The organism is Gordonia alkaliphila, assembly GCF_039542465.1.
GTDB classification, from domain to species: Bacteria; Actinomycetota; Actinomycetes; order Mycobacteriales; family Mycobacteriaceae; genus Gordonia; species Gordonia alkaliphila.
Genome location: NZ_BAABIE010000010.1, coordinates 89,944 through 116,101, shown reverse-complemented (window position 1 = coordinate 116,101; position 26,158 = coordinate 89,944). Strand labels below are relative to the sequence as shown.

Annotated in this window: 21 protein-coding genes and 1 pseudogene; 12 read left to right on the top strand and 10 right to left on the bottom strand. The window is 68.3% G+C overall.

Annotated features, from left to right (window positions below):
• The first annotated feature begins 6 nt into the window (after positions 1 to 6).
• On the top strand, positions 7 to 1,461 hold the full coding sequence (gene pntB, locus ABD989_RS11975; RefSeq protein ID WP_246992880.1) for a Re/Si-specific NAD(P)(+) transhydrogenase subunit beta: 1,455 nt from the start codon (positions 7 to 9) through the stop codon (positions 1,459 to 1,461).
• Positions 1,462 to 1,686: 225 nt separating this feature from the next.
• Here pntB and ABD989_RS11970 read toward each other — a convergent pair whose 3' ends face one another.
• From ABD989_RS11970 to ABD989_RS11955, 4 genes are all read right to left on the bottom strand, one after another.
• Positions 1,687 to 3,243 carry an HNH endonuclease gene (locus tag ABD989_RS11970; RefSeq protein WP_345313651.1) on the bottom strand — a complete coding sequence of 519 codons (1,557 nt, stop codon included), beginning with the start codon at positions 3,241 to 3,243 and terminating at the stop codon, positions 1,687 to 1,689.
• Positions 3,244 to 3,490: 247 nt separating this feature from the next.
• Positions 3,491 to 4,237: a metallophosphoesterase gene (locus ABD989_RS11965; protein WP_345313650.1), complete on the bottom strand. Its 747-nt coding sequence runs from the start codon at positions 4,235 to 4,237 to the stop codon at positions 3,491 to 3,493.
• Between the two features lie 143 nt (positions 4,238 to 4,380).
• A complete protein-coding gene (locus tag ABD989_RS11960) occupies positions 4,381 to 5,538 on the bottom strand; it encodes a glycerate kinase family protein (RefSeq protein WP_246992874.1) in 1,158 nt (385 codons plus the stop codon).
• A 71-nt stretch (positions 5,539 to 5,609) separates the two neighbouring features.
• Positions 5,610 to 7,142, bottom strand: a complete 1,533-nt coding sequence (locus ABD989_RS11955) for an SLC13 family permease (protein ID WP_345313649.1) — start codon at positions 7,140 to 7,142, stop codon at positions 5,610 to 5,612.
• 167 nt (positions 7,143 to 7,309) lie between these two features.
• Between ABD989_RS11955 and ABD989_RS11950 the strand changes: the two genes are divergently transcribed.
• Genes ABD989_RS11950 through ABD989_RS11940 form a run of 3 tightly spaced genes read left to right on the top strand, consistent with a single transcriptional unit; the run spans position 7,310 to position 9,874 of the window.
• Entirely contained in the window at positions 7,310 to 7,714 is a 405-nt protein-coding gene (locus ABD989_RS11950; protein WP_345313648.1) for a hypothetical protein, read from the top strand.
• Positions 7,701 to 9,218, top strand: coding sequence for a sensor histidine kinase (locus ABD989_RS11945; RefSeq protein ID WP_345313647.1), 1,518 nt, complete (start codon positions 7,701 to 7,703; stop codon positions 9,216 to 9,218). Before ABD989_RS11950 ends, ABD989_RS11945 begins: the two co-directional genes overlap by 14 nt.
• Positions 9,215 to 9,874: a response regulator transcription factor gene (locus ABD989_RS11940; RefSeq protein ID WP_345313646.1), complete on the top strand. Its 660-nt coding sequence runs from the start codon at positions 9,215 to 9,217 to the stop codon at positions 9,872 to 9,874. Before ABD989_RS11945 ends, ABD989_RS11940 begins: the two co-directional genes overlap by 4 nt.
• On the opposite strand, the gene ABD989_RS11935 is transcribed toward ABD989_RS11940, so the two are convergent.
• Entirely contained in the window at positions 9,859 to 11,100 is a 1,242-nt protein-coding gene (locus tag ABD989_RS11935) for a GAF domain-containing protein (protein WP_345313645.1), read from the bottom strand. The genes ABD989_RS11940 and ABD989_RS11935 overlap by 16 nt on opposite strands.
• A 176-nt stretch (positions 11,101 to 11,276) precedes the next feature.
• On the opposite strand from ABD989_RS11935, the gene ABD989_RS11930 reads away from it, so the two are divergent.
• Positions 11,277 to 13,136, top strand: a complete 1,860-nt coding sequence (locus tag ABD989_RS11930; RefSeq protein WP_345313644.1) for an NAD(P)-binding domain-containing protein — start codon at positions 11,277 to 11,279, stop codon at positions 13,134 to 13,136.
• Positions 13,137 to 13,161: 25 nt separating this feature from the next.
• Here ABD989_RS11930 and ligD read toward each other — a convergent pair whose 3' ends face one another.
• Positions 13,162 to 15,057 carry a non-homologous end-joining DNA ligase gene (ligD, locus tag ABD989_RS11925; protein ID WP_345313643.1) on the bottom strand — a complete coding sequence of 632 codons (1,896 nt, stop codon included), beginning with the start codon at positions 15,055 to 15,057 and terminating at the stop codon, positions 13,162 to 13,164.
• 124 nt (positions 15,058 to 15,181) lie between these two features.
• Between ligD and ku the strand changes: the two genes are divergently transcribed.
• Together ku and ABD989_RS11915 are read left to right on the top strand one after the other, a co-directional pair.
• Positions 15,182 to 16,018, top strand: a complete 837-nt coding sequence (gene ku, locus ABD989_RS11920) for a non-homologous end joining protein Ku (RefSeq protein ID WP_345313642.1) — start codon at positions 15,182 to 15,184, stop codon at positions 16,016 to 16,018.
• 23 nt (positions 16,019 to 16,041) lie between these two features.
• Positions 16,042 to 17,493: a flavin-containing monooxygenase gene (locus tag ABD989_RS11915; RefSeq protein ID WP_345313641.1), complete on the top strand. Its 1,452-nt coding sequence runs from the start codon at positions 16,042 to 16,044 to the stop codon at positions 17,491 to 17,493.
• A gap of 21 nt (positions 17,494 to 17,514) precedes the next feature.
• On the opposite strand, the gene ABD989_RS11910 is transcribed toward ABD989_RS11915, so the two are convergent.
• Both ABD989_RS11910 and ABD989_RS11905 read right to left on the bottom strand, forming a co-directional pair.
• On the bottom strand, positions 17,515 to 18,507 hold the full coding sequence (locus ABD989_RS11910) for an acyl-CoA dehydrogenase family protein (protein WP_345313640.1): 993 nt from the start codon (positions 18,505 to 18,507) through the stop codon (positions 17,515 to 17,517).
• Positions 18,504 to 19,607, bottom strand: coding sequence for an acyl-CoA dehydrogenase family protein (locus ABD989_RS11905; protein ID WP_345313639.1), 1,104 nt, complete (start codon positions 19,605 to 19,607; stop codon positions 18,504 to 18,506). The genes ABD989_RS11910 and ABD989_RS11905 overlap by 4 nt, the downstream gene beginning before the upstream one ends.
• A 94-nt stretch (positions 19,608 to 19,701) precedes the next feature.
• Between ABD989_RS11905 and ABD989_RS11900 the strand changes: the two genes are divergently transcribed.
• Together ABD989_RS11900 and ABD989_RS11895 are read left to right on the top strand one after the other, a co-directional pair.
• Positions 19,702 to 20,202 (top strand): DUF4334 domain-containing protein, encoded by a 501-nt coding sequence (locus ABD989_RS11900; RefSeq protein WP_345313638.1) that lies wholly within the window; start codon positions 19,702 to 19,704, stop codon positions 20,200 to 20,202.
• A 6-nt stretch (positions 20,203 to 20,208) separates the two neighbouring features.
• A complete protein-coding gene (locus ABD989_RS11895; protein WP_246992850.1) occupies positions 20,209 to 21,501 on the top strand; it encodes an alpha-hydroxy-acid oxidizing protein in 1,293 nt (430 codons plus the stop codon).
• A 165-nt stretch (positions 21,502 to 21,666) separates the two neighbouring features.
• Here ABD989_RS11895 and ABD989_RS11890 read toward each other — a convergent pair.
• A pseudogene (locus ABD989_RS11890) lies at positions 21,667 to 22,419 on the bottom strand (transposase); the annotation flags it as partial.
• Positions 22,420 to 22,571: 152 nt separating this feature from the next.
• Between ABD989_RS11890 and ABD989_RS11885 the strand changes: the two are divergent.
• Genes ABD989_RS11885 through ABD989_RS11875 form a run of 3 tightly spaced genes read left to right on the top strand, consistent with a single transcriptional unit; the run spans position 22,572 to position 25,143 of the window.
• Positions 22,572 to 23,855 (top strand): hypothetical protein, encoded by a 1,284-nt coding sequence (locus tag ABD989_RS11885; protein WP_345313636.1) that lies wholly within the window; start codon positions 22,572 to 22,574, stop codon positions 23,853 to 23,855.
• Positions 23,846 to 24,595 (top strand): hypothetical protein, encoded by a 750-nt coding sequence (locus ABD989_RS11880; protein WP_345313635.1) that lies wholly within the window; start codon positions 23,846 to 23,848, stop codon positions 24,593 to 24,595. Before ABD989_RS11885 ends, ABD989_RS11880 begins: the two co-directional genes overlap by 10 nt.
• 14 nt (positions 24,596 to 24,609) lie before the next feature.
• Entirely contained in the window at positions 24,610 to 25,143 is a 534-nt protein-coding gene (locus tag ABD989_RS11875; protein ID WP_345313634.1) for a hypothetical protein, read from the top strand.
• Between the two features lie 78 nt (positions 25,144 to 25,221).
• On the opposite strand, the gene ABD989_RS11870 is transcribed toward ABD989_RS11875, so the two are convergent.
• Positions 25,222 to 26,112 (bottom strand): oxygenase MpaB family protein, encoded by an 891-nt coding sequence (locus tag ABD989_RS11870; protein ID WP_345313633.1) that lies wholly within the window; start codon positions 26,110 to 26,112, stop codon positions 25,222 to 25,224.
• Positions 26,113 to 26,158: the final 46 nt, after the last annotated feature.

Below are 26,158 nucleotides of genomic sequence, written 5' to 3'. Positions count from 1 at the left end.
CGCGCCATGACTATTGAAACCATGACTTTCGCGGCGTACATCGTCGCCTCGTTGCTCTTCATCCTGTCGCTGGCCGGACTGAGCAAGCACGAGTCCGCCAAGAGCGGCCTCACCTACGGCATGGTCGGTATGGCCATCGCTCTGGCCGCCACCATCACCATGATGGTCAAGGACCTCGATCACCTCGAGTTCGCCGGCGCCTCGTTCAACAAGTGGCTCCCGATCGGTCTGCTGATCGGTGCCATCGTGATCGGCGCGGCGATCGGCTTCTGGCGCGCCAAGGTCGTCGAGATGACCGGCATGCCCGAGCTCATCGCGCTGCTGCACTCGTTCGTCGGCTTCGCCGCCGTGCTCATCGGCTGGAACGGCGCCATCACCGGCGTCCACGCCAGCCCGGGTGACGCCGACTACGGTGCCCTGGTCGGCATTCACGCCGCCGAGGTCGCGATCGGCATCTTCATCGGTGCGGTGACCCTGACCGGTTCGATCGTGGCCAACCTGAAGCTGTCGGCCAAGATGAAGTCCGCCCCGCTCATGCTGCCGGGCAAGAACGTCATCAACGTCGGCTCGCTGGTGGCCTTCGTCGTGCTGACCGGCGTGTACGTCGCGCGGGACGTCAAGGACGACACCGTCGGCTACGTGCTGCTCGGTGTGATCACCGCGCTGGCGCTGTTCCTCGGCTGGCACCTGGTCGCCTCCATCGGCGGCGGCGACATGCCGGTCGTGATCTCCATGCTGAACTCGTACTCCGGTTGGGCCGCGGCCGCGTCGGGCTTCCTGCTCGGCAACGACCTGCTCATCGTCACCGGTGCGCTGGTGGGCTCCTCGGGTGCGTACCTGAGCTACATCATGTGCAAGGCGATGAACCGCTCGTTCATCTCGGTGATCGCCGGCGGCTTCGGGATCGAAGCGCCCGCGTCCGACGACACCGATTACGGCGAGCACCGCGAGATCCAGGCCGACGCCGCAGCCGAGCTGCTGGCCGGCGCCAAGTCCGTGGTCATCACCCCGGGTTACGGCATGGCTGTGGCCCAGGCGCAGTACCCGGTGGCCGACCTGACCGCCAAGCTGCGTGCGAAGGGCATCGAGGTTCGCTTCGGTATCCATCCGGTGGCCGGTCGTCTGCCCGGTCACATGAACGTGCTGCTCGCCGAGGCGAAGCTGCCGTACGACATCGTGATGGAACTGGAAGAGATCAACGACGACTTCGCCGAGACCGACGTGGTCCTGGTGATCGGTGCCAACGACACCGTGAACCCGGCCGCCGCCGAGGATCCCAGCTCGCCGATCGCCGGCATGCCGGTGCTCGAGGTCTGGAACGCCAAGGACGTCATCGTGTTCAAGCGGTCGATGGCCGCCGGTTACGCCGGTGTGCAGAACCCGCTGTTCTTCCGGGAGAATACGCAGATGCTGTTCGGTGACGCGAAGGACCGCGTCGAAGACATCATCGCCGCGCTCTAAGCTCCATCTGCTCGTAGCGTTTCGAAGGGCCGCACACCGTCTCGGTGTGCGGCCCTTCGTCATGTCGTGCGTCGGTGCGCCACGGTGCATCGGTAAAACAACGGCGTCCTGGCGGCCGCCAATGCATATACGTCGTCGGTGCGCGCCAGGACGCCGTTGTTCTACCGGCCCCGGAGACGCCTGATAGCCCGACCGCGGGCGGCCCCCTTGTCGGGGACGGCGCGGTCAGGCTGCCAGGTACTGCTCGAGGAGCCGTTCGACTCCGGATCGGTGGGACTCGTCCGGGTGCGGGCGGACCACCGCGGGCGGGATCGGTGGATCGGTGTCGGAGACTTCCGCCATGCGGGTGTTGAGTCCGGCCATCGGGTGGTGGTCGGCGAGCTTCTCCGGGTGGAAGAAGGGGTTGACCAGCCACGGACCGGGCCGTCCGACGGGTCGCCAGCCGATACGGCCCGCGTCGGGGCCGTCGGTCAGGACGGTGGACTCCCACTGGCCGGGCTTCTTGCCGTTCCACCGATTGTGCTTGCCGCACGCGGCGCCGAGATGGTCGATGTCGGTCCGGCCGCCGTCGGTCCAGTCCGGCATGTGGTGGGCCTGGGTGCGCGCGAACGGGACGCTGCAGCCGACGGTGGTGCAGCCGCGGTCGCGGCCGAACAGGGCCAGGCGCTGGGCACGGGAGGCGAGTCGGCGCCCGCGACCGAAGTACAGCACCTGCGAACCGGCGCCGGCGAACACCTCGAGCCACGGCACCACGCTGCCGGCCAACTGCACCAGATCGCCGACCGGCAGACGGGTACCGGTGGCGGTCAGGGCGACACCGGCCTGCCGGGCCAGGTCGGTCTCGGCGACCGTGATGACGAGTTCGGAGGACAGGCTGCCGTTCGGCGCGACGCCGGTCTGGGCGCGCTCCCACTCCATCAGCGCCTGCAGCGCATCGTGCTGACGCTGCGTGAGGGAGCGGTCGTCGCGTTCGGCGGCCGCCGCGAGGACCGCCGGGTCCAGGCCGGGCTGGTCGGCCGCGCCCCGCGGGGATTCGGGATCGTCGGGGTTGTTCATCCCCGGCGCCGCCCACTGGGCGAGGGTCACTTCCAGTCGTGCGCGGGCCACCGGGGTCAGGCGGGCGCGGATCTTGCTCATCAGCTGGCGGTCCTGGCCCTGCAGCGAGAAGCTGCGCTGCCGTCGGCGGTCGGTGTCGTCGGACAGTTCGCCGTCCGGGTCGAGCCACGCCAGAATCCGGTTGCCCACCACGCCGACCCCGTTGGGCCCGAGGGTCTTGGCGGCCTCGGCCAGCATGGCTTCGGCCTTGGTGCGGTCGTCGGTGGTGGCCGCGGCCGGCACCTTCTCCATCACCTCGGCGATGACGAGGACGTTCTCCCGGCCGATCTCACCGTCGGCGACGGCTGCCTCGGTAGCGGTCAGCGACGGCTCGAGACGTTCGCCGGTCATGGCGGTGAACCGACCGAGCGCGGTCGCAAGCCGGGCGCGGCGATGGGCTTCGCCCTCGCCCAGGCGCAGACCGCCCGAGTACAGCGCGAACGGCGAGACGAATCCGCCCTTGCGGTAGGCGCCGCGGTCGCTGAGTTCCACGTAGAGAGCGGCGTCGAAGATCTGGCGCGCGGCCAGGGTGCGCTCGCGGGCTTCCAGCAGATCGAGCAGGCCGTCCTCGTTCTGCCGGGCCAGAGCAGCCTCCTGCAGTTGCTTCTCGGCGGCGTCTTGAACGGCGAGAAGCTGCTCCGGACACAGGTCAGCCACCAGCGCGAGCGCATCGAATGCGTCGTCCATGCCGGTCACCTCCCGGGCCTGACCACTGGTTTCCTGCTTCACGCTCCAAGTTACGCCCAATATGGTGTGCATGCAACACTTTGGCCGAACTAATTTTCGAGAACTTTTCCGGCGGTCCGGTGCCTCGCCGGGAGTGAGGTGACGCATCGGTAAAACAACGGCGCCCTGGCGGCCGCCGAGGCGTATATGCCATCGGTGCGCGCCAGGACGCCGTTGTTTTACCGATGCGGTGGTGTGCGGTGGAGCCTTACCAGCTGCTGAGCATGCGGAAGTGCGTGGTGAGGCGGTGCTCGTCGATCACGTGCAGTGCAAAGCCGGGGCCCTGGCTGGCGTTGACCCAGTCCGGGCCCTCGACGGGGAGGTTCAGCGTCGAGGCCACCCCGGGTGCGACGATCAGCGGGCGGTCGGCGAAGACGGTGGCGGCAGGGCTGTGCGCGTGGCCGGTGACCACGCCGACCACGTTCGGATGATCCTGAACCAGGGCCGTGACGCGTTCGTCGGCATCGAGGCAGATCGAATCCATGTACGGCATGCCGAGATGGACCGGCGGGTGGTGCCAGGTCAGCAGTACGTCGACATCGCCGGCCTCCGCGATCTGGGCGCGCGCCCAGTCGATCGTTTCGTCGGACAGATAGCCGTCCGACCGGCCGGGGATCGACGAGTCCAGCGCCAGGATCAGGAGTCCGTCGAGGTGCAGTGCGGAATTGACCGGTGCGGTACTGGCCACGCCGTCGCGCTCGGCGGTGAAGGCCGCGCGGTCGTCGTGATTGCCGAGCAGCGTCACGATGGGGATCGGGGAGCGCAGCTCGGTGGCCGCCTCGGCGTACTCGGCGGGCAGTCCTTCATCGGTGAGGTCGCCGGTCACGAGTAACGCGGCGATCTGGGCGCCGCCGTCGACGGTGGAGTGCAGATAGTCCAGGACCGCGCGCACGCGGTGGCGATGATCGTCGGTTCCGTTGAAGTGCAGATCACTGATCTGCGCGACGACCACCATCGATTGAGCCTTTCGAGCTGCCGTTCCGTATCCCACGGACCACCGCCATCCAGGCTAGGCGTTCGCCGCCGATCCGGCCGTACCCGAGTCGAAGTTGGTGAGCAGCACCACGACGTGCCGACAATGCGATCCGGGCACTACAACTAGGCCAGTGCTCGGCCGACGAGGAGCAGCCGCATGGTGCGCTCGGCGGCGTCGGTGAGGTACTCGGCGGCGCGGCCGAGGGCGTCGTCGAGCGCCAGCGGGGAGGGCAGGATCGAGGCGATCGCGTCGATGCCGGTCGCATAGTTGAGGTGGGCGTCGGTTCCGATGGTGCCGGCCAGGGCGACCACCGGAACGCGGTGCGCGGAGGCGATCCGGGCCACCTCCGCGGGGATCTTTCCGCGCGGCGTCTGGAAGTCGATGGAGCCTTCGCCGGTGAACACCAGGTCGGCGTCGGCGATGGCACCGGCGATGTCGACGTGCTCGAACATCACCTCGAAGCGCGGCAGCAGTGCAGCGCCCAGCCCGGCCGCGAGTCCGGCGCCGAGCCCGCCGGAGGCGCCGGACCCGGGTGCGTCGCGCAGATCCCGGTGCAGGTCGCGCTCGATCACCTTGGCCCACCGTTCCATCGCCGACGAGAGCAACTCCACCTGTGCGGGTGTCGCTCCCTTCTGCGGACCGAAGACCCGGGCCACCCCGCGCTCACCGCAGAGCACGTTGTGCTGGTTCACGGCCAGTCGGATGTCGGTGCCGACGATCCGGCCATCCAGCCCGGAAAGGTCGACGGCTTCGACGTCGGCCAGGGCGGCGCCGCCGAAGCCCACCGGGCGGCCCATCGCATCGGTGATCCGGGCGCCGAGTGCTTGCAGCGCACCGGCTCCGCCGTCGCAGATTCCGGAGTCGCCGCAGCCGACCAGGATGCGGTCGACACCGGCGTCGAGTGCCGCGGAGATCAGCTCGCCCACCCCGAAGCTGGTGGTGGCGCCGGGGTCGCGGAGGTCCCGCGGAACCAAGGACAGGCCGGCCGCCGCGGCCATCTCCACCATCGCGGTGCGCGGCCCGGGGCCGCCCAGCAGGGCGTAGTGGGAGTTCACCGGCTCACCTACCGGGCCGGTCACCCGGACGGGCACCAGGTGACCGCCGGTGGCCTCGGCCAGTGCGGCAGCCGATCCCTCGCCGCCGTCGACCAAAGGCAGCGATTGCACCGCGGTGTCCGGCAGCACCCGCTCGATGCCGGCGGAGATGGCGGACGCGGTCTGCGGGGCGGACAGGCTTTCCTTGAAGCCGCTGGGTGCGACGACGATACGGCGAATGGACATGGGGACCTCCGGGCGAGCGAGCGGGTGGGACGGAACGGGCCGGGTGGGCGGGGGGATCAGGACAGGGGGGATCACGACAGGGGGAGACCGAGGTGGGGCCACAGCCAGAGGGCGCAGGCGACGACCAGCAGCACGGTCAGCGGCGCCAGCACGCGGCTCAGGCGCAGCAGGTCGGCGGACGTGTACGCGGTGGTGCCGTCGATCTCGGCGAACATGGCGACCGGTTTGGCCGACGACGTGAGCGAATGGCAGAAGCCTGCGGCGGCGGTGGAGGCGAAGGCCAGTGCCACCGGATTCAGCCCGGCGCTCAGCGCCACCGGGATCACCAGGGGGATCAGGACCGACGATCGGGCGGTGCGCGAGGCGATGCCCAGGTGCGCGGCGACGCTGATCGTCACCAGGGCCACCAGGACCACCGCGGGCGGAGCGTCGACGATGACCCCGAACACGCCTCCGGCCAGCCAGTCGGCGGCTCCGGACCCGGCCAATGCGGCGCCGAGGGTGGCGGTGGCCGCCATGAAGACCAGCAGCCCCCACGGAACGGTGCGCAATCCGTGACTCATGGTGGTGGTGCCCAGCTGAGGGCTGGTGATCGCGAGCGCTCCGGCCAGCGCGATCAGCGCGGGATGCAGGCCGTGCCAGGGTTCGGCGATCCAGCACGCGATGATCACCGCCAGGATCACCAGCGCGCGGATCTCGCACGGACGCAGGCGCCCGGTCAGCGGGGTGGACACGTGGGCCGCGAGGTCGGCGGTGGTGACCGACAGGCGAGCGGAGCGGTCGTCGGCGGTGGTGAACAGGTGCAGCACCAGCTCCGTCGCCAGGTGCGCGGAGACCAGTGCCAGGGGCAGCCCGAGGACCAGCCAGTGCGCGAAGCCGATGTGCTCGCCGGTGGTCGCCGCGAGGATCTCGTTGGTCACCAGGTGCGCGCCGGCTCCGATGAGCGTGGCGACGGCGGTGAGCAGGATGACGGTGGGAAACAGGATGGCGAAGGCCTTCACCACGCGCTGACGGTCGGCGACGGCACCGGCGAGCGCGGTGAAGATCGGCAGGGTCAGCGCGGCCCGCCCGGAGGTGGACGGCACCGCGAAGGCGGTGGCCAGCAATGCGAAGGTCACGAGATGCGCGAGCTGTCGGACGGTGGCGGCGCGGGTGATCAGGCCGGCAGCGAAACGGGCGGTGAGACCGGTCGCCGAGACGCCGGCCGAGACCACGAACGCGGCCACCAGCAGCCAGATCGTCTCCGAGCCGAGGGCACCGAACAGCACGTCGCTGCCGACCACCCCGAACCCGACCAGGACGAGGGCCGCCCCGAGCGCGACGTACGTGTCGTCTACCCGGTTGCCCAGCCAGAGGGCGATCGCGACGAGGAACACCACGATGGAGATCCGGGCGGGGCCGTCCGGCCCGCCCGGCAGCGCCAACACGACCACCGCCAGCGCGGCGACCGCGCTGACCGCCGCGAGGAATCCGACGGACGGCCGCCGCACCCGGCGTTTGGGCAGGTCGGTCGAGGGCGGGCCGACCCGGTGGGGCGGTCCGGCAACGACCCAGGGCGGCAGCGGCCGGGCCGAGCGGCGGGGTTCGGTGATCTGCTGGTGCATGAACACCAGGTTTCGGGGCGGTGATGAATCGTCGATGAGGCCGAGATGATCAAATCTTCATCCGCGCACGCACAACATGAAGTTCTCTTCATGTTGGCTTCATCTGTGCCTCAGAACCGGGCAGCACCGTGGGAACCATGAAACCTGGACTGCGTGGAACCGGAATCGTGGGAACGGCCTTGCTCGGCATCGCCGTGGTCGCGGTGGCCATCGCCTACTTCGTGATCGGCACGTCTGATTCGGCGGGCAGCCCGCCGTCGAACGTCGAGATCGGCGAGATGTCTGCGGTCTCCGACGACCGAGACGACGGCGACGATCGAGACGACGACCGAGACGACGACCGCGACGACGACCGCGACGATGATCGAGACGACGACCGAGACGACGACGATCGAGATGACCGGCGGGTGGGTCCGACCGGCCCGATCGGTCAGCCCCGCGTCGAGACGGCGCCGCCGCCGGTGATCGACCATGACGACCGGGGCGACTGGGACGACGACCGTTACGACGACGGTGACGACGACTGGGATGATGGCCAGGACGACGATGACGGGAACGATGGTGACGACTGATTCCGGCGACGCCGGACGGCCGGGCGGGGGTGCGCGCAGGCGCATCCCCGCCCGGCTGTTGATCATCGGTTGGGTGATGCTGCTGATGTTCGGCGTCCTCCTGGTGATCAACGTCGCGACCCGCGAAGAGCTGTATCGCGAGGTCGACGAGGACATCGATCAGGCGTTGGTGCAGGAGATCGAGGAGTTCGTCGGCGTCGCCTCCGTCGGCGTGAACCGCTCCACCGACCGTCCCTACGGCAGCGTCGCCGAGATCCTGGACAGCCATCTGCAGCGGCAGTATCCGGACGACGACGAGGTGGTGGTCGGGGTGCTGCCCGACGGCGGCATCGTGCGCCAGGACCGCAGCGAGCCGTACCCGTTCGCGTCCCGCCCCGAGCGGGTGCTGCAGGTGGCCGCCGAGCCGGCGGCGCGGGGCTCGCTGCACACCGACGACGGCGAACTGCGCTGGCGCAAGGTGTCGGTGACCGCCCCGAACAGCGGAGAGGCGGCCGGGACGTTCATCGTCGGCTTCGCGATCGACCGCGACCGCGACGAGGTCGTCGCCACCATGCGCACGCTGACGTTGGTCAGCTTCGTGGGTCTGCTGCTGGCGGGGGCCGGCGCCTACCTCGTCTCCGGGCGGATCCTCGCGCCGATTCGCTTGGTGCGCAACGCCGCCGCCGAGATCAACGAGAACGACCTGACCCGCCGGATCGAGGTGCAGGGGCGCGACGACGTCTCCGCGCTGGCCGAGCAGTTCAACGCGATGCTCGACCGGCTCTCGCTCGCTTTCGCCACGCAGCGGGACTTCCTCGATGACGCCAGCCACGAACTGCGCACCCCGATCACGATCATCCGCGGGCACCTGGAGTTGATGGGCGACGACCCGGACGAGCGCGCTGACGTGATGCGACTGGTCACCGAAGAGCTCGACCGGATGAGCCGTCTGGTCGAGGATCTGCTGCTTCTGGCCAAGTCGGAACGACCGGATTTCGTTCGGCGGCAAGAGGTCTCGGTCGCCGAACTCACCGTCGACATCCACTCGAAGGTGCGGGCCCTGGGGGATCGGCGCTGGCTCCTCGATGCGGTGGGAGAGGGCAGTGTCCAGGTGGATCCGCAGCGCGTGACCCAGGCGATGGTGGCCTTGGCGCACAACGCCGTGGGCCATACCGGCCCGGGCGCCGAGATCCGTCTCGGTTCCGCGTTGCACTCGGATGCCCGGGGCCGGCCGATGGTGTCGTTCTGGGTGGCCGACACCGGGCCGGGTGTGAGCCCGGCCGATCAGGAGGCCATCTTCGAACGGTTCCACCGCGGCTCGCGGCCGCGGGAGGCGACCGGTTACCGCGCCGGTGCCGGCCTCGGTCTGGCGATCGTCCGGGCGATCGCCGAGGCGCACGGCGGTGAAGTGAAACTGCACTCGGTCTCCGGTGAGGGTGCCACCTTCGGTATCGAGATCCCGGCTTCCGCCCCGGTCGAGCGGAACCCGATGGAGCGGGGCACAACGGAAAGGAACGCGACGTGAATCGGATTCTGATCGCCGAAGACGAGGAGCGCATCGCGTCGTTCATCGAGAAGGGCTTGCGCGCCAACGGATTCGTGACCACGACCGTCGGTGACGGCACTCATGCCCTGGAGCTGACCCTGCAGGGCGGCTTCGACCTGGTGATCCTCGACATCGGGCTCCCCGGCATGGACGGCTTCGAGGTGCTCACCGCACTGCGGGCCGAGAAGGTACCGACCCCGGTGATCATCCTGACCGCCCGCGACGGGATCGGCGACACCGTGGCCGGGCTCGAGGGCGGCGCCGACGACTACATGACCAAACCGTTCCGTTTCGAGGAGCTTCTCGCCCGGGTACGACTGCGGGTGCGCGCCGGCGAAGCGGTCCCCGAGGTCAGCGTGCTCGCGGTCGACGGTCTCTCGCTGGATCTGCGGACCCGGCGGGCGCAGACCGGTGGCCGCACGGTGGATCTGACCGCCCGCGAATACGTGCTGCTCGAACTGTTCCTGCGCCATCCCGGGCAGGTGCTGGCGCGCGAGCAAATCCTGTCGCACGTATGGGGCTACGACTTCGATCCCGGCTCGAACATCGTCGACGTCTACGTGCGCGCGCTGCGTAAGAAGATCGGCGCCGACGCCATCGTCACGGTCCGCGGGATGGGCTACCGGCTGGGTTGACGTCGCCGGGCACCCGGGTCGTCGTCGGTGCGCAGCACCACGACGTGCCCGGCGAAACGATAGGGGTTGGCGGCGAGCAAGCCCCCGAGGTGTTTGCGCAGTCGCGACATCTCCGACCGTGCGGTGATGCGTCGTGACGGGTCGCCGAAGACCCGCGCGGCCACTTCGGCGGCGGTCAGCCCTTCGGGGTGGTCGGCGAGCAGTCGCAACAGTTGCGCATGCCGCGGCGTGGGGTGATGGACCCACGTGCCGCCCGCACCCGACACGCGCACCAGCGGTTGCGGGCCGTCGACGATCTCCACCTGCACCAGATCCGGCTCGGCCGCGATGTCGGCCACGCGCACCAGCCATCCGCCGGGCAGTGGTTCCAGGTCGCAGTCGCCGATGCCCTGCACGCGGTGGCGTCCGGCCGACGCGGTACCGGGAATGGTCAGCCGTGCGCGCGGATCGACGCCGTCGAGGGCGGCCACCCAGCCGTAGGCGTCGACCGCGAAGGCGGGGCCCGCGGAGCGCGCGAGGATCGGTGCGGCCACCGCGCGCAGGGCGTCGAGCCCGGCGCGGTGGTGCTCGCGCAACTCGGATTCGGCGAGGCGAGCGACGGTGTCGACCAGGGCCAGCGTCGTGGGGTGGATGGTGGCGGCGGGGCCGGAGACATCGACCGCGCCGAGCACTCGGCCCGAGCGTGGGTCGCGGATCGGCGCCCCGGCGCAGGTCCATTCGTGGTGGGTACGGACGAAGTGTTCGGCCGAGAACACCTGCACTGCGCGACCGGAGGCCAGCGCGGTCCCGATGGCATTGGTGCCCACCGAATCCTCGGCCCAGGAGGCTCCCTCGGTGAAGCCGAGGCGGTCGGCGCGGTGCAGCACTCGATTCACGCCGTTGCGCCAGAGCACGCGACCGCCGGCATCGGCCACCACCAGGATGTTCTCGCCGTCCACGATCAGCGTGTCGAGATGGTGCATCAGCGGGGCGAGGAGTTCGGTCAAGCCGGATTCGGATCGACGCTGCTCCAGGTCGACGGTGTCGAGCACGGGATCGCCGGTGGAATCCGGTCGCAGGCCGGTCTGGCGGACCCGATCCCACGATTCACCGATCACCGAACGGGGGCGCGCGGGCGGGCGGCCGCCGGTCATCGACGCGTCGTACACCGCATGCAGCACCGCGGCGTGGGCGCGCGGATCGTCGCCGGCGGCGAGGGCCGGTTCGGGCGGGACGGCGTGGGGCACGGGCGCCTTTCGGGTGTGTGGGCGGTCACAGTCGAGGGTCCCCGCGCGATCGGCCCGCGTCAACCCGTCGACGTTGCAACCCGCTGCAACCCTTGTCGGGGCGCACCGCCGCCGGGTGTGCTGGGCGTCACAACCGAACGAAGTGATCTACCTCACCCCGATGGAAGGCGTCGACCATGACCCAGACTCTGGAACCCCAGGCCCCTGAATCTCAGGCGTCCGAACACCAGTTGCTCGGATCCCCGCAAGAGCGGATCGATGCGTGGCTGGCCCGCTTCTCGGCGGCGCTGACCACCGGCGACGTCGCCGCGGCCACCGCGCTCTTCGCGACCGACAGTTACTGGCGCGACCTGGTGGCCTTCACCTGGAATCTCAAGACTTCGCAGGGGCACGACGAGATCGCCGCGATGCTCGACGACCGGCTCGCCGACACGGCGCCGTCGGCGTGGGCCACCAGCGAGCTGGCCACCGCGGCCGACGACGTGGCCGAGGCGTTCATCGTCTTCGAGACCGCGACGGGTCGCGGCGAGGGGCACCTGCGGATCAAGCCCGGACCCGACGGCGTGGATCAGGGTTGGACGCTGCTGACCACGCTGCAGGAGCTGAAGGGGCACGAGGAGTCGAACGGTTTCGCGCGGCCCCTCGGCGCCGTGCACGGCTCCGATCCCGACCAGCGGTCGTGGGCGCAGCGCCGCGAGGACGAGGAAGCCGAGCTCGGTCGGGCGGTGCAGCCGTACGTGCTGGTGATCGGCGGCGGCCAGGGCGGCATCGCGCTCGGCGCACGACTGCGCCAGCTCGGTGTCTCCGCGCTGGTCGTCGACAAGCACGACCGTCCCGGCGATCAGTGGCGCAAGCGGTACAAGTCACTCTGCCTGCACGATCCGGTCTGGTACGACCACCTCCCGTACCTGCCGTTCCCGTCGAACTGGCCGGTGTTCGCCCCCAAGGACAAGATCGGCGACTGGCTGGAGTTCTACACCAAGGTGATGGAGGTGCCGTACTGGTCCAAGACCGAATGCACCAGCGCCTCGTACGACGAGGCGACGGGCCGCTGGACGGTGCACGTGATCCGCGACGGCGAAGAACTGACCCTGCACCCGACGCAGTTGGTGCTGGCCACCGGCATGTCCGGCAAGGCCAACGTGCCGACCTTCCCCGGACAGGACGTCTTCGCCGGCGAGCAGCATCACTCCAGCGCGCATCCCGGGCCGGACAGCTTCGTCGGTAAGAAGGTGGTGGTGATCGGTGCGAACAACTCCGCCCACGACATCTGCAAGGCGCTGGTGGAGACGGGCGTCGACACCACCATGGTGCAGCGGTCGTCGACGCACATCGTCAAGTCCGATTCGCTGATGGAGATCGGGCTGGGGGCGTTGTACAGCGAGCAGGCCGTCGCCGACGGCATGACCACCAAGAAGGCCGACTTCACCTTCGCGTCGCTGCCGTACCGGATCATGCACCAGTTCCAGATTCCGCTGTACGACCAGATCCGCGAGCGGGACAAGGACTTCTACGCGCGGCTGGAGGCTGCCGGCTTCGATCTGGACTTCGGCGACGACGACTCGGGACTGTTCATGAAGTACCTGCGCCGCGGCTCGGGCTACTACATCGACGTCGGTGCGTGCGAGCTGGTGGCCGACGGCACCATCAAGCTGGCCAAGGGCGGGGTGGACCACCTGACCGAGAACTCGGTGGTGCTGTCCGACGGCACCGAACTGCCCGCGGACGTGGTGGTCTATGCCACGGGCTACGGCTCGATGAACGGGTGGGCCGCCGACCTGATGGGCCAGGACGTGGCCGACCGCGTCGGCAAGGTGTGGGGCCTGGGTTCGGGTACCACCAAGGATCCGGGGCCGTGGGAGGGCGAGCAGCGCAACATGTGGAAGCCCACCCAGCAGCCGGGTCTGTGGTTCCACGGCGGCAACCTGCACCAGTCGCGCCACTACTCGCTGTACCTCGCGCTGCAGCTCAAGGCCCGTTTCGAGGGACTGGACACGCCGGTCTACGGCCTGCAGGAAGTGCACCACCTGAGCTGACCGCGGTCGGCGGGCCGCACCGCCGTCACGGTGCGCGGGATGGGCTACCGGCGGGGTCGACGTCGCCGGGCAGCTTGTCTCGGCGAATGCCACGCCACGACGGATGGCGCAGGTGCCCGGTGGACGTCCAGTTCATGAACTGGACGTCCACCACCAGCTTGGGCAGCACCCAGGTGGCGCTGGAGGCGACGGGAGCGTCGATCGCCAGGAACGGGCTGCGGCTGATCTTCAGCGTCTCGAGTTCAGCGAGCAGGTCCGCGGCCTGCGCTTGGGTCCAGCCGGTGCCGACGCGGCCCACATAGCGCAGCCCGGTCTCCGCGGGCAGACCCACCAGCACCGAGCCGAGGGTGCGGGTGGCGCCGTCGCGGACCAGTCGGAAGCCGCCGATCACCACCTCCACGTCGTTCCAGTTCTTCTGTTTGCGCCAGTCCGGGCTGCGGGTGCCGAGGCGGTACGGGGCGGAACGACGTTTCGCGACCACGCCCTCCCAGCCCATGTCCCGAGCCCGAGTCACCGCGCGGGCGCCGGGGCCGGGGAGCAGATCCGGGATCTGGACGTTCGGCAGTGCGGCGAGCGCCGGTCGGAGCTCTTCCAGGACCCGACGGCGCTGATCCCACGGCGCGCCGGTCAGGTCGCGACCGTCGAGTTCCAGGACGTCGAAGACGAAGAACTCGAGCCGGGTGCCGTCGGTGCGACGACGCCGCGACGACAGCAGGCCGAAGTCGGTCTTCCCGTCGGCGTCCAGGGCCACCACCTCGCCGTCGAGCACCATGTCCCCGCCGGGGACGGCCTGCGCCAGCGGAGCGAGTTCACTGAAGTCGCCGGTCAGGTCGTTGCCTGACCGCGAATGCAGCCGCAACCGGCCGTCGCGGACGGTGGCCAGGACGCGGTAGCCGTCCCATTTGCCTTCGAACGCCCAGGTGTCGCTGTCCAGGGCGTCGATCGGCTGGTCGACGGCCAGCATCGGTGCCGCTCGGCGACGTCGGTACACGCCGAGATCGACGACGCCCGCGGGCAGATCGGCGACGGGTTCTGCGGGTGGAGCGGTGGGTGGGGCGGTAGCGCCGCCGAGCAGGTCGCCGGACTGCGAAAACCGTTCCAGCACTTCGGAATACCGGAGTTGCGCCAGGTCAGGCTCGGCGAGTTCGGACCATTCACGCGGTGCCGCGACCCACGGCTGCGTCAGGCCGCGCAACGAGTACGGACTCAGCGTCGTCTTGCTGGCGCTGTTCTGGCTCCAATCGAGGAACACCTTGCCCGGACGCGCGGCCTTGCTCATTGACGCGGTCACATCGCGCGGGAACGCCTTCTCCAGCGAGACCGCGATCTGCTTGGCCACCGTGCGGGCCGAGTCGGCGCTGACCGGCGACGGCAGCTGCGCGTAGACGTGAATCCCCTTGCCGCCGCTGGTCACCGGCCACGACGGCAGCCCGGCGTCGGTCAGCACGTCCCGGATGGTCAGCGCGACCTGACCGCATTGCGTCAGCGGGACGTCGGGTCCGGGGTCCAGGTCGAGCACCAGCCGGTCGGTGCGACCGTCCTCGTGGCCCGCCGACAGGTCGATGCGCCATTGCGGCACATGCAATTCCAGCGCCGACACCTGAGCGAACCAGACGAGTACCGCGGAACTGGTGGCGACCGGATAGGACTTCTCGCCCTCCGAATGGGCGATGGTGAACCGCGGAACCCAGTCCGGCGTGCCGGCCGGGAGCGTCTTCTCGAAGAAGGGCGCCGCTTCGGTGCCCGACGGCCACCGCTTGCGCGTCACCGGCCGGGACGCGAGGTGCGGCAGCATCGCATCGGCGACGGCCAGGTAGTACGCGATCACGTCGTACTTGCGGGTGCCGTCGGGATAGAGCACGCGGTCGAGGTGGGTGAGCGCGATGCGGTGGCCGTCGACCTCCAAGTCCGATCCGCTCATCCGTCCATTCTCACCGAACAGCCGCCGCCTCGGCTACGGCTTCCCGCGGAGGGCCGCACGACGAACTTCCGATTGGAAGTGAAGGTTCGTCGCTGTCGGGTGTGGTCTTTGGCACAATGGACCCATGCGCTCGATCTGGAAGGGTGATCTGAGCTTTGGCCTGGTCAACGTGCCGGTCAAGGTCTATTCCGCGACGGAGAGTCACGACCGCTCCTCCCATCAGGTGGACGCGAAGGACGGCACGCGGATCCGCTACCGGCGTGTTCGGGAGGGCACGGACACCGAAGTGGAGTTCAGCCAGATCGCGAACGCGTACGAGAGCGACGACGGCCAGCCGGTGATCCTCACCAAGGAGGATTTGGCGACGCTGCCGGTTAATCGGAGCCCGGAGATCGAGATCCTCGAGTTCGTGCCGGCCGACCAGGTGGATCCGATCTACTTCGACAAGGCCTACTACCTGGAACCGGCGTCCAAGTCGCCCAAGGCGTACACCCTGCTGGCGCAGGCGCTGGAGTCCACCGATCGCCTGGCCATCGCCATGTTCACGCTCCGCACACGCACCCGGCTGGCGGCACTGCGGGTGATCGACGGTGTGATGACCCTGCAGACCCTGCTGTGGCCGGACGAGGTGCGCAAACCCGAGTTCGCCTTCCTCGACCAGGACGTGCAGATTCGGCCGCAGGAACTGGAGATGGCGTCGTCGTTGATCGACACCATGGCCACCGACTTCGATCCCACCCAGTTCGAGGACGTCTTCGAGAAGGAACTGGCCAAACTGATCGAGGCGAAATCCGGTGGGGAGCAAGCCTTTCCGGAACCGTCGGCGGAACCGGAGGCAGAGGGCGACGAGGTGGCCGATCTGCTCGCGGCGCTGCGCGCGTCGGTGAGCAAGAAGGCCGACGCCGAGCCCGCCGAACCTGCCAAGCCGACCAAGTCGGCCAAGAGCGCCAAGTCCGCCTGACTCGAGAAGAGATACGAGAACCCATGGTGCACAACGATTCCGAGTTCTTCGACGTCCTCATCGTCGGGGCCGGTCTCTCCGGGATCGACGCGGCTTACCGTCTGCGAGAACGGAATCCGGAGCTCAAGTACCTGATGGTGGAGCAGCGGGAGCGGATCGGCGGGACGTGGGACCTGTTCCGCTACCCCGGGGTGCGCAGCGACTCGGACATCTTCACGCTCAGTTTCCCGTGGAACCCGTGGCGCGGGGACCGCACCATGGCGACCGGCGGCGAGATCCGCGACTACCTGGAGAACACCGCCCGCGACTTCGGTATCTACCCGCACATCCAGTTCTCCACCGAGGTGGTGTCGGCGGACTTCGACACCGACACCGACCTGTGGACCGTCGACCTGCTGGTCGACGACGAACCCCGCACCGAGCGTGCCCGGATGCTCTACCTGTGCACCGGCTACTTCCGCTACGACGCCGGGTATCGGCCCGACTTCCCGGGCGAGGAGAATTACGCGGGCACCATGGTGCACCCGCAGTTCTGGCCCGAGGACCTCGACCACACCGGCAAGAAGGTGGTGGTGATCGGCAGCGGTGCGACGGCGGTGACGTTGATTCCGGCGCTGGCCGCCGAGGCCGAGCACGTCGTGATGCTGCAGCGCTCACCCAGCTACCTGTTCCCGTATCCGTGGACCGATCCGATGACCAACCTGGCGCAGCGGCTGCTGCCGAAACAGTTGGCGCACGACCTCATTCGGTACCGGAACGTCGCGATCACCATGGCGCTGTACCTGTTCTGTCGACGGTTCCCGAAGACCGCGCGCCGCCTGATCCGCAGGCTCGCGGTGCACTACTTGCCCAAGGGCTACGACGTGGACAAGCACTTCAAACCCGCCTACGAGCCGTGGGATCAGCGGCTGTGCGTGATCCCGGATGCCGACTTCTACAAGACCGTCGGCGACGGCAGTGCCGAGGTGGTCACCGACACCATCGCCGGTTTCACCGAGCACGGGGTGCGGGTGAGCTCGGGCCGCGTGCTCGACGCCGACATCGTGGTGACCGCGACCGGTCTGGAGCTGGTGGCCTTCGGCGGCATCGCGCTGTCGGTGGACGGCGAGGCCGTCGACCCCGGCGACCGGTACGGCTACCGGGCCTACCTGCTCAACGACGTGCCGAACTTCGCGTGGTCGGTGGGCTACACCAACGCGTCGTGGACGCTGCGGGTGGATCTGACCAGCAAAGCGGTGGCCGACCTGGTCGCCCACATGCGCAGCAACGGGTACACCCGGGCCTATCCGACGCTGAACGGGCGGCAGCCGGAAGCGCACGCCTTCTTCGAACTCGACTCCGGCTACGTGAAGCGGTCCGGCCACCGGATGCCCAAGGCCGCGCACGAGGGACCGTGGCATGTGCGGCACAACGCGTTCCTGGATGCGGTCGACGCACGCCGGTACGACGTCACCGAGGAGATGCGCTTCTCCTGACCCGCGCGCCGCGGGGTGCGGTCAGCCGGTGATGAGCGGCCACAAACCCTGAGGTCCGGCGGCCCGCGCGGTCTGCGCCACCACGGTGTCCCAGTGCGCGACACTGCCGAACTCGTTGCGCCAGGCCAGGATCGGGCGGGTGAACAGGTGCAGCCGGTGCTCGCGGGTGGTGCCGATGGCACCCAGCAGCTGGTGCCCGGTGCGGACCGCGATCGACGCGGCATGCCCGGTGACCGAGCGGGCCACCGCGATCCGGAACGCGGTCTGCGGGGCGAGGTCGGCGTGCGGCGCCTCGACCGGGATCGCCCCGACGGCCGCGTCGACGGCGGCCCGCGCCAGGGCGTTCTCGGCCGCCAGATCGGCGACGGCGTGCTGGATCACCTGGAACTGCGCCAGCGGACGGCCGAACTGCGTGCGCGTCGTCGTGTGCGCGAGGACCTCGGCGAGGATCTGGTCCAGCGCACCGGTGATGCCGACGGCGCGGGCCAGCGCGCCGCGCAGGACGAACTGCTCGACCGTGCCGGGATCTACCGAAACTCCCTGCAGCGCAGCCGGATCCGCGGCGAGGTCGTCGCGCGGTGCGTCCGCGCGATTGCGGCCCGGGGTGATGGCGACGTCGGCGGCGTCGACGTCGGATACCGCCCAGCCGTCGCCGATCGGGTGCAGCAGCGTGAGGCGTTCGGCAGCGGCCGCCCAGCCGACGCGCCGCGCCCGCCCGTGCGCGTCGAGGACCGCGGCGCTGCGGCGACGATCGTCGACCGGTAGTCCGGCGCGCTCGCACAGCCAGCCGGCCAGCAGATCGTGTTCGGCGACGGGCAGTTCGACGCCGTGCGCGGCGGCGGCGCGCAGTAGTGCGGCGGATTCCGCCCAGCCCGCGCCGCTGCCGCCGCCGTCGACCGAGCCGGTCAACCGGGTGAGACCTGCCCGACCGAGTTCGGTCCACAGTCGTGGCGGGTCGTCGCGGTGCGCGGTCAGCACCGCCCCGATCAGGTCATTCAGTTCGTTGCCGCTCATCGCATCCCCAGTCCGCGGGCGATCACGCCGCGCAAGATCTCGTTGGTGCCACCGCGCAGGGTGAAACCGGGCCGCTGATCGGCAGCGGCGGCGACCGCCGCGCCCAGTGGCGACGTGTCGTCGGCGATCGCGAGGTCGAGGACGTCGGCGATGTCGCCTTCGGTGGCGGTGCCCAGCACTTTCACCACGGCGGCGGCGAGGTCGGCGGGTTCTTGGCGCGCGAGGGTTTCGGCGACCGCGCCGGACATGTGGTGCAGGCCGGCGATCCGGGCGATGCTCGCGCCGAGGGCGGCGTCGTCGACCGTCGAGTCGTCGGATTCGACGGCGGCGCTCAGTAGCGGGAACGTCGACAGGAAGCGTTCGGGGCCGCTGCGTTCGAAGGCGAGCTCGCTGGTCACCTGGGTCCACCCCGCGCCGATCTCGCCGAAGACCCGCTCGTCGGGCACCAACGCCTTCTCCAGCACCACCTCGTTGAAGTGGTGGCCGCCGTTCATCGAGATGATCGGATTCACGGTGACGCCGGGTCCGCGCAGATCGACGATGAACTGGGAGAGCCCGTTGTGGCGTCGGCCGTCCTCGCGCGGGTGGGTGCGGGCCAGCGCGATGAAGTAGTGCGCGCGGTGTGCGCCGGAGGTCCACACCTTGGTGCCGGTGAGTTCCCAGCCGCCGTCGACCCGGGTGGCGCGGGTGCGTACCGCGGCGAGGTCGCTGCCGGCGTCGGGTTCGCTCATTCCGATGCCGAAAAAGACTGTGCCGGAGGCGATCCCGGGCAGCAGTGCCCGCTTCTGGGCTTCCGTGCCGAACTTGAGCAGCGACGGTGCGATCTGCCGGTCGGCGATCCAGTGCGCGGCGACCGGGGCGCCGACGGCGAGCAGTTCCTCGGTGACGGCGAACCGCTCCAGGTGGCCGCGTCCGTGGCCGCCGTATTCGCGCGGGATCGTCATGCCGACCCAGCCGCGTTCGGCCAGTCGCCGGGTGAACTCGGTGTCCCAGCCGGTCAACCAGCTGTCGGCGGTCGGGGCGATCGTGCCCGCCGCGATCTCCGCGTCGAGGAACGCGCGGACCTGTGCGCGCAGGTCGTCGCATCGGTGCGCTGTCATTCGTCGAACCTTCCGGCCTGTCCGGCCCGCCGCGTGCCCGCAGATGTGCACCGCGTCACTGTGTCCCGGGTCTCACGATAGATATGCTCCCGGTATGAGCCAACTCTCCGCAGACCAGGCCGTGTCGACCTTCTTCGAGCGGGTGGCCTCGCAGCAGATCAGCGAGCCGGCCGACCTCGACGCGATCTGGGCGGCACTGCCGGTGGTGACCGTCGAGGAGATCCTCGGCGACTGGCGCGGCGGCGAACTGCCGTCCGGGCACCCGATGGACGGGCAGTTGGAGAAGGTCGGTTGGCACGGCAAGTGGTTTCGCAGTTGGTACGACGTCGTGCCGATGGTCTGCCGCGACGAGAATGGAAACCTGTACTCCAACAAGGAGATCGGGAAGGGCGAGGCCAGCCTCTGGCCGGTCGGCTTCCGCGGGGAAGTGACCGCGTCGATGGTCTACGACGGGCAGCCGGTGATCGATCACTTCAAGCGGGTCGACGAGCGCACGCTGATGGGCATCATGAACGGCAAGACCTCGCTGGTCCGGGACCGCCACTTCTACTTCTATCTGCAGCGCGACGATGCCGACGCGCAGGCGAAAGGCTGACCCGTCATGGTGACCGTGAACTTCGGACGCTCCCGCCAGAACGACGTCTACACCGCGGGTATCCACGGGCGAAAGCCGGTGATCCCCACCGACTTCGCCGAACTGGAACGGCGCGCCAAGGCCAAGATGTCTGCGCGCGCGTGGGCGTACATCGCCGGCGGCGCGGGGGAGGGTCGCACCATGGCGGCCAATCGGGCCGCGCTGGATGAGTGGGCCATCGTGCCGCGCGTGCTCCGCGACGTGAGCCAGCGCAGCACCGAGATCGAGCTGTTCGGTCAAACCCTCGCTGCGCCAGTGCTTTTCGCGCCGGTGGGTGCGGGCGCGCTGGCCCATCCGGACGCCGACGTGCACATCGGCAAGGCCGCCGCGGAGCTGGGCGTGCCGTACATCTTCTCCAATCAGGGCTGCGCGCCGATGGAGGACGTGGCGGCGGCGATGGAGGCCGTGACCCCCGGTGCGCCGCGCTGGTTCCAGCTGTACTGGTCCACCGACGATCGCCTGGTCGACAGCCTGATCGCCCGCGCGGAGAAGATGGGCGCGGCGGCCCTCGCGGTCACGCTGGACACCACGATGCTGGGTTGGCGGCCGCAGGACCTGAACCTCGGCTCGCTGCCGTTCGCCCGGGGCGAGGGCATCAATCAGTACACCTCGGATCCGTCGTTCTGGGAGATCGTCGCCGAACGCCTACGCGATGCCGCCGACGAGCGACCGGAGATCTCCCTCGGCGCGATCAAGACGCTGTTCTCCATCGCCCGCAACGTCCCCGGCGACCTGCGCAAGAACCTGACGGCGCCGGAGCCGCGCGCGGCCGTGCAGACCTTCCTGGACATCTACTCGCGGCCGTCGCTGAACTGGGACGACATCGCCTCGCTGCGCGAGAAGACGTCGCTGCCGATCGTGCTCAAGGGCATCCTGCATCCGGACGACGCCCGGCAGGCCGTGGACCTCGGCGTCGACGGCATCATCGTGTCCAACCACGGCGGACGACAGGTCGACGGCTCCATCTCGTCGACCGACGCGCTGGTCGACATCGCCGACGCGGTGGCGGGTAAGACCAAGATCCTCGCCGACTCCGGCTTCTACACCGGCGCCGATGTGTTCAAGGCGCTGGCGCTGGGCGCCGACGCGGTGTGTATCGGTCGTCCGCACATGTACGGCCTGGCGCTGAACGGTGCCGACGGCGCGCGCGAAGCGGTCGCGAACATTATCGCCGAACTCGACCTCACGCTCGGCCTGACCGGCCACACCGACGTGGCCCACCTGGACCGCTCCGCCCTGAAACGGCTCCGGCGCGCCTAAGCGTTCAGCGTGTCACCCTCGTGAGTGGCCGAAGATCTCCTGACTCGAGAGGGTAGATCTCAACGGGTCATGGGCTCGCCGCCCGCACACACCGCGCCGACGATGCCAGCGCCAATTCTCGTGGCCATCAGTATCGGGCACTAAAGAGTTTTAACTCAAGCCTGGCGCGGATTCCGTGTGAGAGGTCGATCCGGTCTTGTAGCCGGTGAATCCGTCCATCGCCACGACCTTGATCCGATCCCGGAACTGCTGGTCTCGCGCTCGCATCCACTGCTTGAGGACCTGTTTGGATCGGCCGCCGATCATGTCGAGCAGCCGTGCCGGACCGGTCCCGTCGATGACCGGGGTCAGATCGATCAAGACCGTGACGAAACTCGAATCTCCTTGTCCGCGAACATGTTTCCATTTGTGCTCGTCCACACCGAGGCAGCGGACCCCGTCGAGGTGGTCACCGTCGTAGACCAGTGCTCGTGCGGCGTCTGTGGCGATCTGGTTGACCGTGTTCCACGAGATCGCGAGGTTCGCGGCCACGGCGGCCACGCTCATCTTGTCGACCACGATGCGCTGCAGAATCCAGCGTGCGGTCCGTGCGGTGACCACCGACCGTGCCGGGGCGATGTGATCGATCCTCGCCCGAAAGACCGACCTGGAGCAGTCGCTGGTGTGGCAGACGAACCGCGGAACCGCCACGTGCAGGAGTACCGGATGGCCGGCGGCGGGCGTGTCGGTCAGGACCCGGACGACCCGATCTCGTGGTTGACCTGCAATATTGCAGTCCGGGCAGCGTCGATCGGGGTCGAGGACCTCGCAGAAAATGTGGGTCCGGTCATCGGCGCCGACGGCCGCACCGGTGATCGTCACGCCCAACTCGACGGTTCGGCAGATCGTGTCGGCAACATCGGAAGTAAGCTCAGCCATGGGTCCTGTGGTGTGCGTCGGGGTTGTTGAGGAACTTCCATGATCACACCCAGGGCCCGCCTACATCTTGTGGTCGCCCGCGCTCGTCCCGAACCTCACCTACGCACTCTTAGATCTGAAGAGCCCTCAAAGATCCAGAGTCATTCGACCGGATGATTCGTGACCTGATTTCGAGGGGGACACTAGAGGAGATTGAGGGTCTTCGTCGGTTCTTGGAGGATCCGGATGGCGGTTTGGGGGATCTAGCCGACGACGGCATTCGTGACCTTCTCCGTGAGTTGCAGGAACGCCACCGCGGCACTTTTGATGACGGACTTCGAGGCCAGACACAACCACCCAAAACTACACCGCACGTGCGGCCGCACGATCCCGATGCCGACCGGCCGGGTGACCAGGAGCAGCCAGACCTCGGTGGTGATCCGCCGCCAACGGTCCCAGAGCCGGACCAAGGTCAACCAGATTTGAGCCCGGTCGATCCGGAACCGGTCATTCCCCGTGACGATCCAGAGGCGCCGGAGCTGTCGCCGAACGACCCGCCCGCGACCGAGCCAGGCGCCGAACCGCCGACGGTCCCCGACGCCCCCGGACAAGTACCTGCTGAGCCCGGGCCGGTGGAGCCGAATCCGCCCACGATCCCTGACTGGGCCGAGGGCCTCCTGCCGCGAGAACTTCTCGAGCGCATTCCCCTGGATTGGTGGAAGCCACCAACAGACCAGCGCCCCGGGAAGCAGGATCCCGGCATCGACGAAGGTGCTGCCAGCCGGATCGGCGAAGTGGTCACCTGGCTGCTCAATTTTCTCGACCAAGATGGAGCCCCCGACGGTGGCGCCAGCCGGGAACCGGCCCCCAGTGCACCGCTGGATTCCGATATTCTCGAAGAGTTGATGAACCGGTTCGGGGAACTCGCCGACCAGGCGCACGAGGTGGTAATTGCCGTGCTCGAGGCGTTGGCGGATGCTCGGGATGCGGATCCGGCGAACATCCCCGACGGACTGGAAGAGCAGATCAAGAACCTGCTGCGACCAACAACCTGGGGGTCGAAAGTTCACAAGGCCCTCGAGGATCTTGTATCCGAGTTGGCTGAACAGATTGCGCAGTCGCTCGGAGCAGGCTTCCATGTTTACCATGAATGGTCAGTGCCCAAGGGCGCGCCCCCGAGGGTGGATGGCGATGGCAATATCCTCGCGGATTCGCGCGGACAAAAGAATACGGTTCGCCCTGATATCGTCGTTACGCAGTACGTCGATGGCGCCGAGAGGCTGGTGCTCATCGTAGATTTGAAAACCGGGAAATCTGGAATCTCAAAGACCTGGATCAGGAACCTTCAGAAGTCTTTCGATATTCCAGAAGAGTCATTGAATCGATTGATCAGGGAGTTGCGGCCGAGCCTGCCGCGACCCAACACCGTGTCAGATGAGGAGTTATCGTGGCTTTGACGGTGAAGCAGTGGCGAGAGGTGGTTTCGGAGGCCGCTGTTCTGATGGGTGGCGGTTGGGAGGTGGCTGGTAAGGGTAGTTCGACGTCGTTGATGCGGTCCGACCCGCAGTGGTGGCTGCAGTTCGTTTACCAGGAAAAAACCTCGAACGGCAGGATGGTTGCATATCAGGGCTTACTCTCCTATCCGTTGCCATCTACCCAATCTGGTATGGGTGGTGCGGCTGGAGATCAGTTCAAGGTTCCGGATCATCCGGAGATTCGCTTCCGTGATGTCAGCGACCCGAAGGTGGTGGCCGAGTTCGCGAGGTGCACGTCGGAGTTGAAGCTGCATGATCGGTATGACGTGAGTGGTGTTCGCGAGGCTTCCGATAGGAAGTATGTTGAAAATTGCGCGGCGGGGCGCGAAGACTATATTTATCGCGGGATCACGTTGCAACACTTGATCGCGTTGAGGGTTCTGTCCGGTTCGCGGCCGTTGCCGGATTTGGTGGCTGATGTTCGTCGGGTTCTCGATGACGACGATTGGCTGTACGGGATTTGGGGTGACCGGACTGCTGATAGCGGGGAGGCGCGGTTGCGGGCGTATTGGGAAGATTTGTATGCCCGGATTCAGACCGGCGATCGGCAGTCGGTGGAGGAGTTGTTCGCGCAGACGCGCGTGGATACGTTGAAGTGGTTTGGTCTGTCGGATGCGCAGATCACTGATCCGGTGTTCCCGGAGTTGGAGGTGCCCTGGTGAGTACATACGGTCTGGTGGTGATCGCTGATGTTGCGGAACCGGCAGCGGCTGAGGCGCTGGTGGAGCGGGTGACGGCGGTGTTGCGGGCCAGTTGGGGAGCCGGGTCGTGCCCGGTTGATGATCTGGACTATGACGTCGAGGAGTCCGATCTCGGGGTGCGGGTGTCGATCAGTGTGCCGGGGATGGTGACCGATCATCGTGAGGCGGACTTCTTTGCGGGTGCGCCGGCGGGGCGGGCGGTGATCTGTGAAGACGGCGATGAGTTCGGTGTGGTGTTCCAGGTGTGGCGTCTGGATCCGGCCGGCAGTCGCTGCGTGTATCGGGCGTACGTGTACGACCCCGATGGCGAGGCGGAGCCGGAGGCTGCGGCGCGCACCATTACCGGTCCGGCCGCGGCGCAGGAGGCCGCCGAGTTGTTCGGTGTCTCCCCGTCGCCGTTGCTTGCGTTGGAAGACGATTCGTCGCCGGTGAGTGATGAGCTCGGTGTGATCGGGACGCCGTTCGATCCGTGGTTGGAGCCGTTCGGCCTGCTGTGGCCTGATCTGTAGATCGTCGGCGTCGCTGTTGCGGGGCTTCGAAGGCAGTGTCCGCCGACGTGGCGGGCACTGCCTTCGGTCTGACCGGGTTTAGACCAGGGGGCGGCCGGTGCGGCGGCGCCAGTCGAGGTCGGCCAGTAGCAGGTTGAACGGGAACTCCCGCAGCGGTTTCGGCAGGATCTTGATGAGCTGGCGGGCAATCGCGTTGTGCGCTGCGAAGAATCGGCGCTGCGCCGGGGTCTGGGATACCCGCATCTTCTGTTGGAACTCCGGCGGCAGGAAGCCGATGGTCATGGTCTCCGAGTACCAGCGGCCGAGCAGGCGGATCGGCTTGTAGGTGAAGTCGAGCTGAATGATGGCCATCAGGTGTTCGCGGATGGTGTCGTCGATCTCGACCTCGGCGAGGGTCGACTGCCAGTACTCCTCGAAGTCGGCGCGCGTAGCCGGCCAGAGGTCTCGCGGCATCTGCAGCGTGGTGCCCATGACCGCGCCCTGCTGGTAGGCCTCCTCGGTGATTTTGGCCGGGTCGCCGTAGATCCGCTGCATGTCCTCCCAGCCGCGGTACAGGCAGGCGGCCACCCAGAGCTGCAGCTTCGGGTCGAAGGCGTTGTACTCGACCGGGCTGGCCTCGCTGGAGCGCACGTAGGCGTGCGACTTGTTCACCGCCTGGCGGTACGCCTTGCGGACTTCCGGCGAGCCCATCGCGGCCACCGCGAGGTAGGTCAGCGTGGTGCGGGTGCGCTTGGTCGGATTCTTGAACAGGTTGCCGGAGTGGACCGTCGACTCGTAGACGCCGTAGCCGACGGCCGGTACGGCGAGCTGCATGATCACGTTCGCGGGCCCGGCGAGCAGTGCGATGCCGAGCATGTCCATGTCGTCGATCACCACGTTGTCGAGCGCTTCGCGTCGGGAGCGCGGCATGGTCTCGGCACTGCGGGCGATGTCGTCGGCTTGGCCGGCGGTGATGGTTTCGGCGCTCATGGCGTCTCCGTTCAACTGATAACGACTGTTACCACTTTGGTGTGAC

What these genes read in the sequence shown, in the direction of transcription:
- pntB (WP_246992880.1), top strand. Translation starts at nt 7, where the DNA reads ATGACTATTGAAACCATGACTTTCGCGGCGTACATCGTCGCCTCGTTG.
- ABD989_RS11970 (WP_345313651.1), bottom strand. Translation starts at nt 3,243, where the DNA reads ATGGACGACGCATTCGATGCGCTCGCGCTGGTGGCTGACCTGTGTCCG.
- ABD989_RS11965 (WP_345313650.1), bottom strand. Translation starts at nt 4,237, where the DNA reads ATGGTGGTCGTCGCGCAGATCAGTGATCTGCACTTCAACGGAACCGAC.
- ABD989_RS11960 (WP_246992874.1), bottom strand. Translation starts at nt 5,538, where the DNA reads ATGTCCATTCGCCGTATCGTCGTCGCACCCAGCGGCTTCAAGGAAAGC.
- ABD989_RS11955 (WP_345313649.1), bottom strand. Translation starts at nt 7,142, where the DNA reads ATGCACCAGCAGATCACCGAACCCCGCCGCTCGGCCCGGCCGCTGCCG.
- ABD989_RS11945 (WP_345313647.1), top strand. Translation starts at nt 7,701, where the DNA reads ATGGTGACGACTGATTCCGGCGACGCCGGACGGCCGGGCGGGGGTGCG.
- ABD989_RS11930 (WP_345313644.1), top strand. Translation starts at nt 11,277, where the DNA reads ATGACCCAGACTCTGGAACCCCAGGCCCCTGAATCTCAGGCGTCCGAA.
- ligD (WP_345313643.1), bottom strand. Translation starts at nt 15,057, where the DNA reads ATGAGCGGATCGGACTTGGAGGTCGACGGCCACCGCATCGCGCTCACC.
- ku (WP_345313642.1), top strand. Translation starts at nt 15,182, where the DNA reads ATGCGCTCGATCTGGAAGGGTGATCTGAGCTTTGGCCTGGTCAACGTG.
- ABD989_RS11915 (WP_345313641.1), top strand. Translation starts at nt 16,042, where the DNA reads ATGGTGCACAACGATTCCGAGTTCTTCGACGTCCTCATCGTCGGGGCC.
- ABD989_RS11910 (WP_345313640.1), bottom strand. Translation starts at nt 18,507, where the DNA reads ATGAGCGGCAACGAACTGAATGACCTGATCGGGGCGGTGCTGACCGCG.
- ABD989_RS11905 (WP_345313639.1), bottom strand. Translation starts at nt 19,607, where the DNA reads ATGACAGCGCACCGATGCGACGACCTGCGCGCACAGGTCCGCGCGTTC.
- ABD989_RS11900 (WP_345313638.1), top strand. Translation starts at nt 19,702, where the DNA reads ATGAGCCAACTCTCCGCAGACCAGGCCGTGTCGACCTTCTTCGAGCGG.
- ABD989_RS11895 (WP_246992850.1), top strand. Translation starts at nt 20,209, where the DNA reads ATGGTGACCGTGAACTTCGGACGCTCCCGCCAGAACGACGTCTACACC.
- ABD989_RS11885 (WP_345313636.1), top strand. Translation starts at nt 22,572, where the DNA reads ATGATTCGTGACCTGATTTCGAGGGGGACACTAGAGGAGATTGAGGGT.
- ABD989_RS11870 (WP_345313633.1), bottom strand. Translation starts at nt 26,112, where the DNA reads ATGAGCGCCGAAACCATCACCGCCGGCCAAGCCGACGACATCGCCCGC.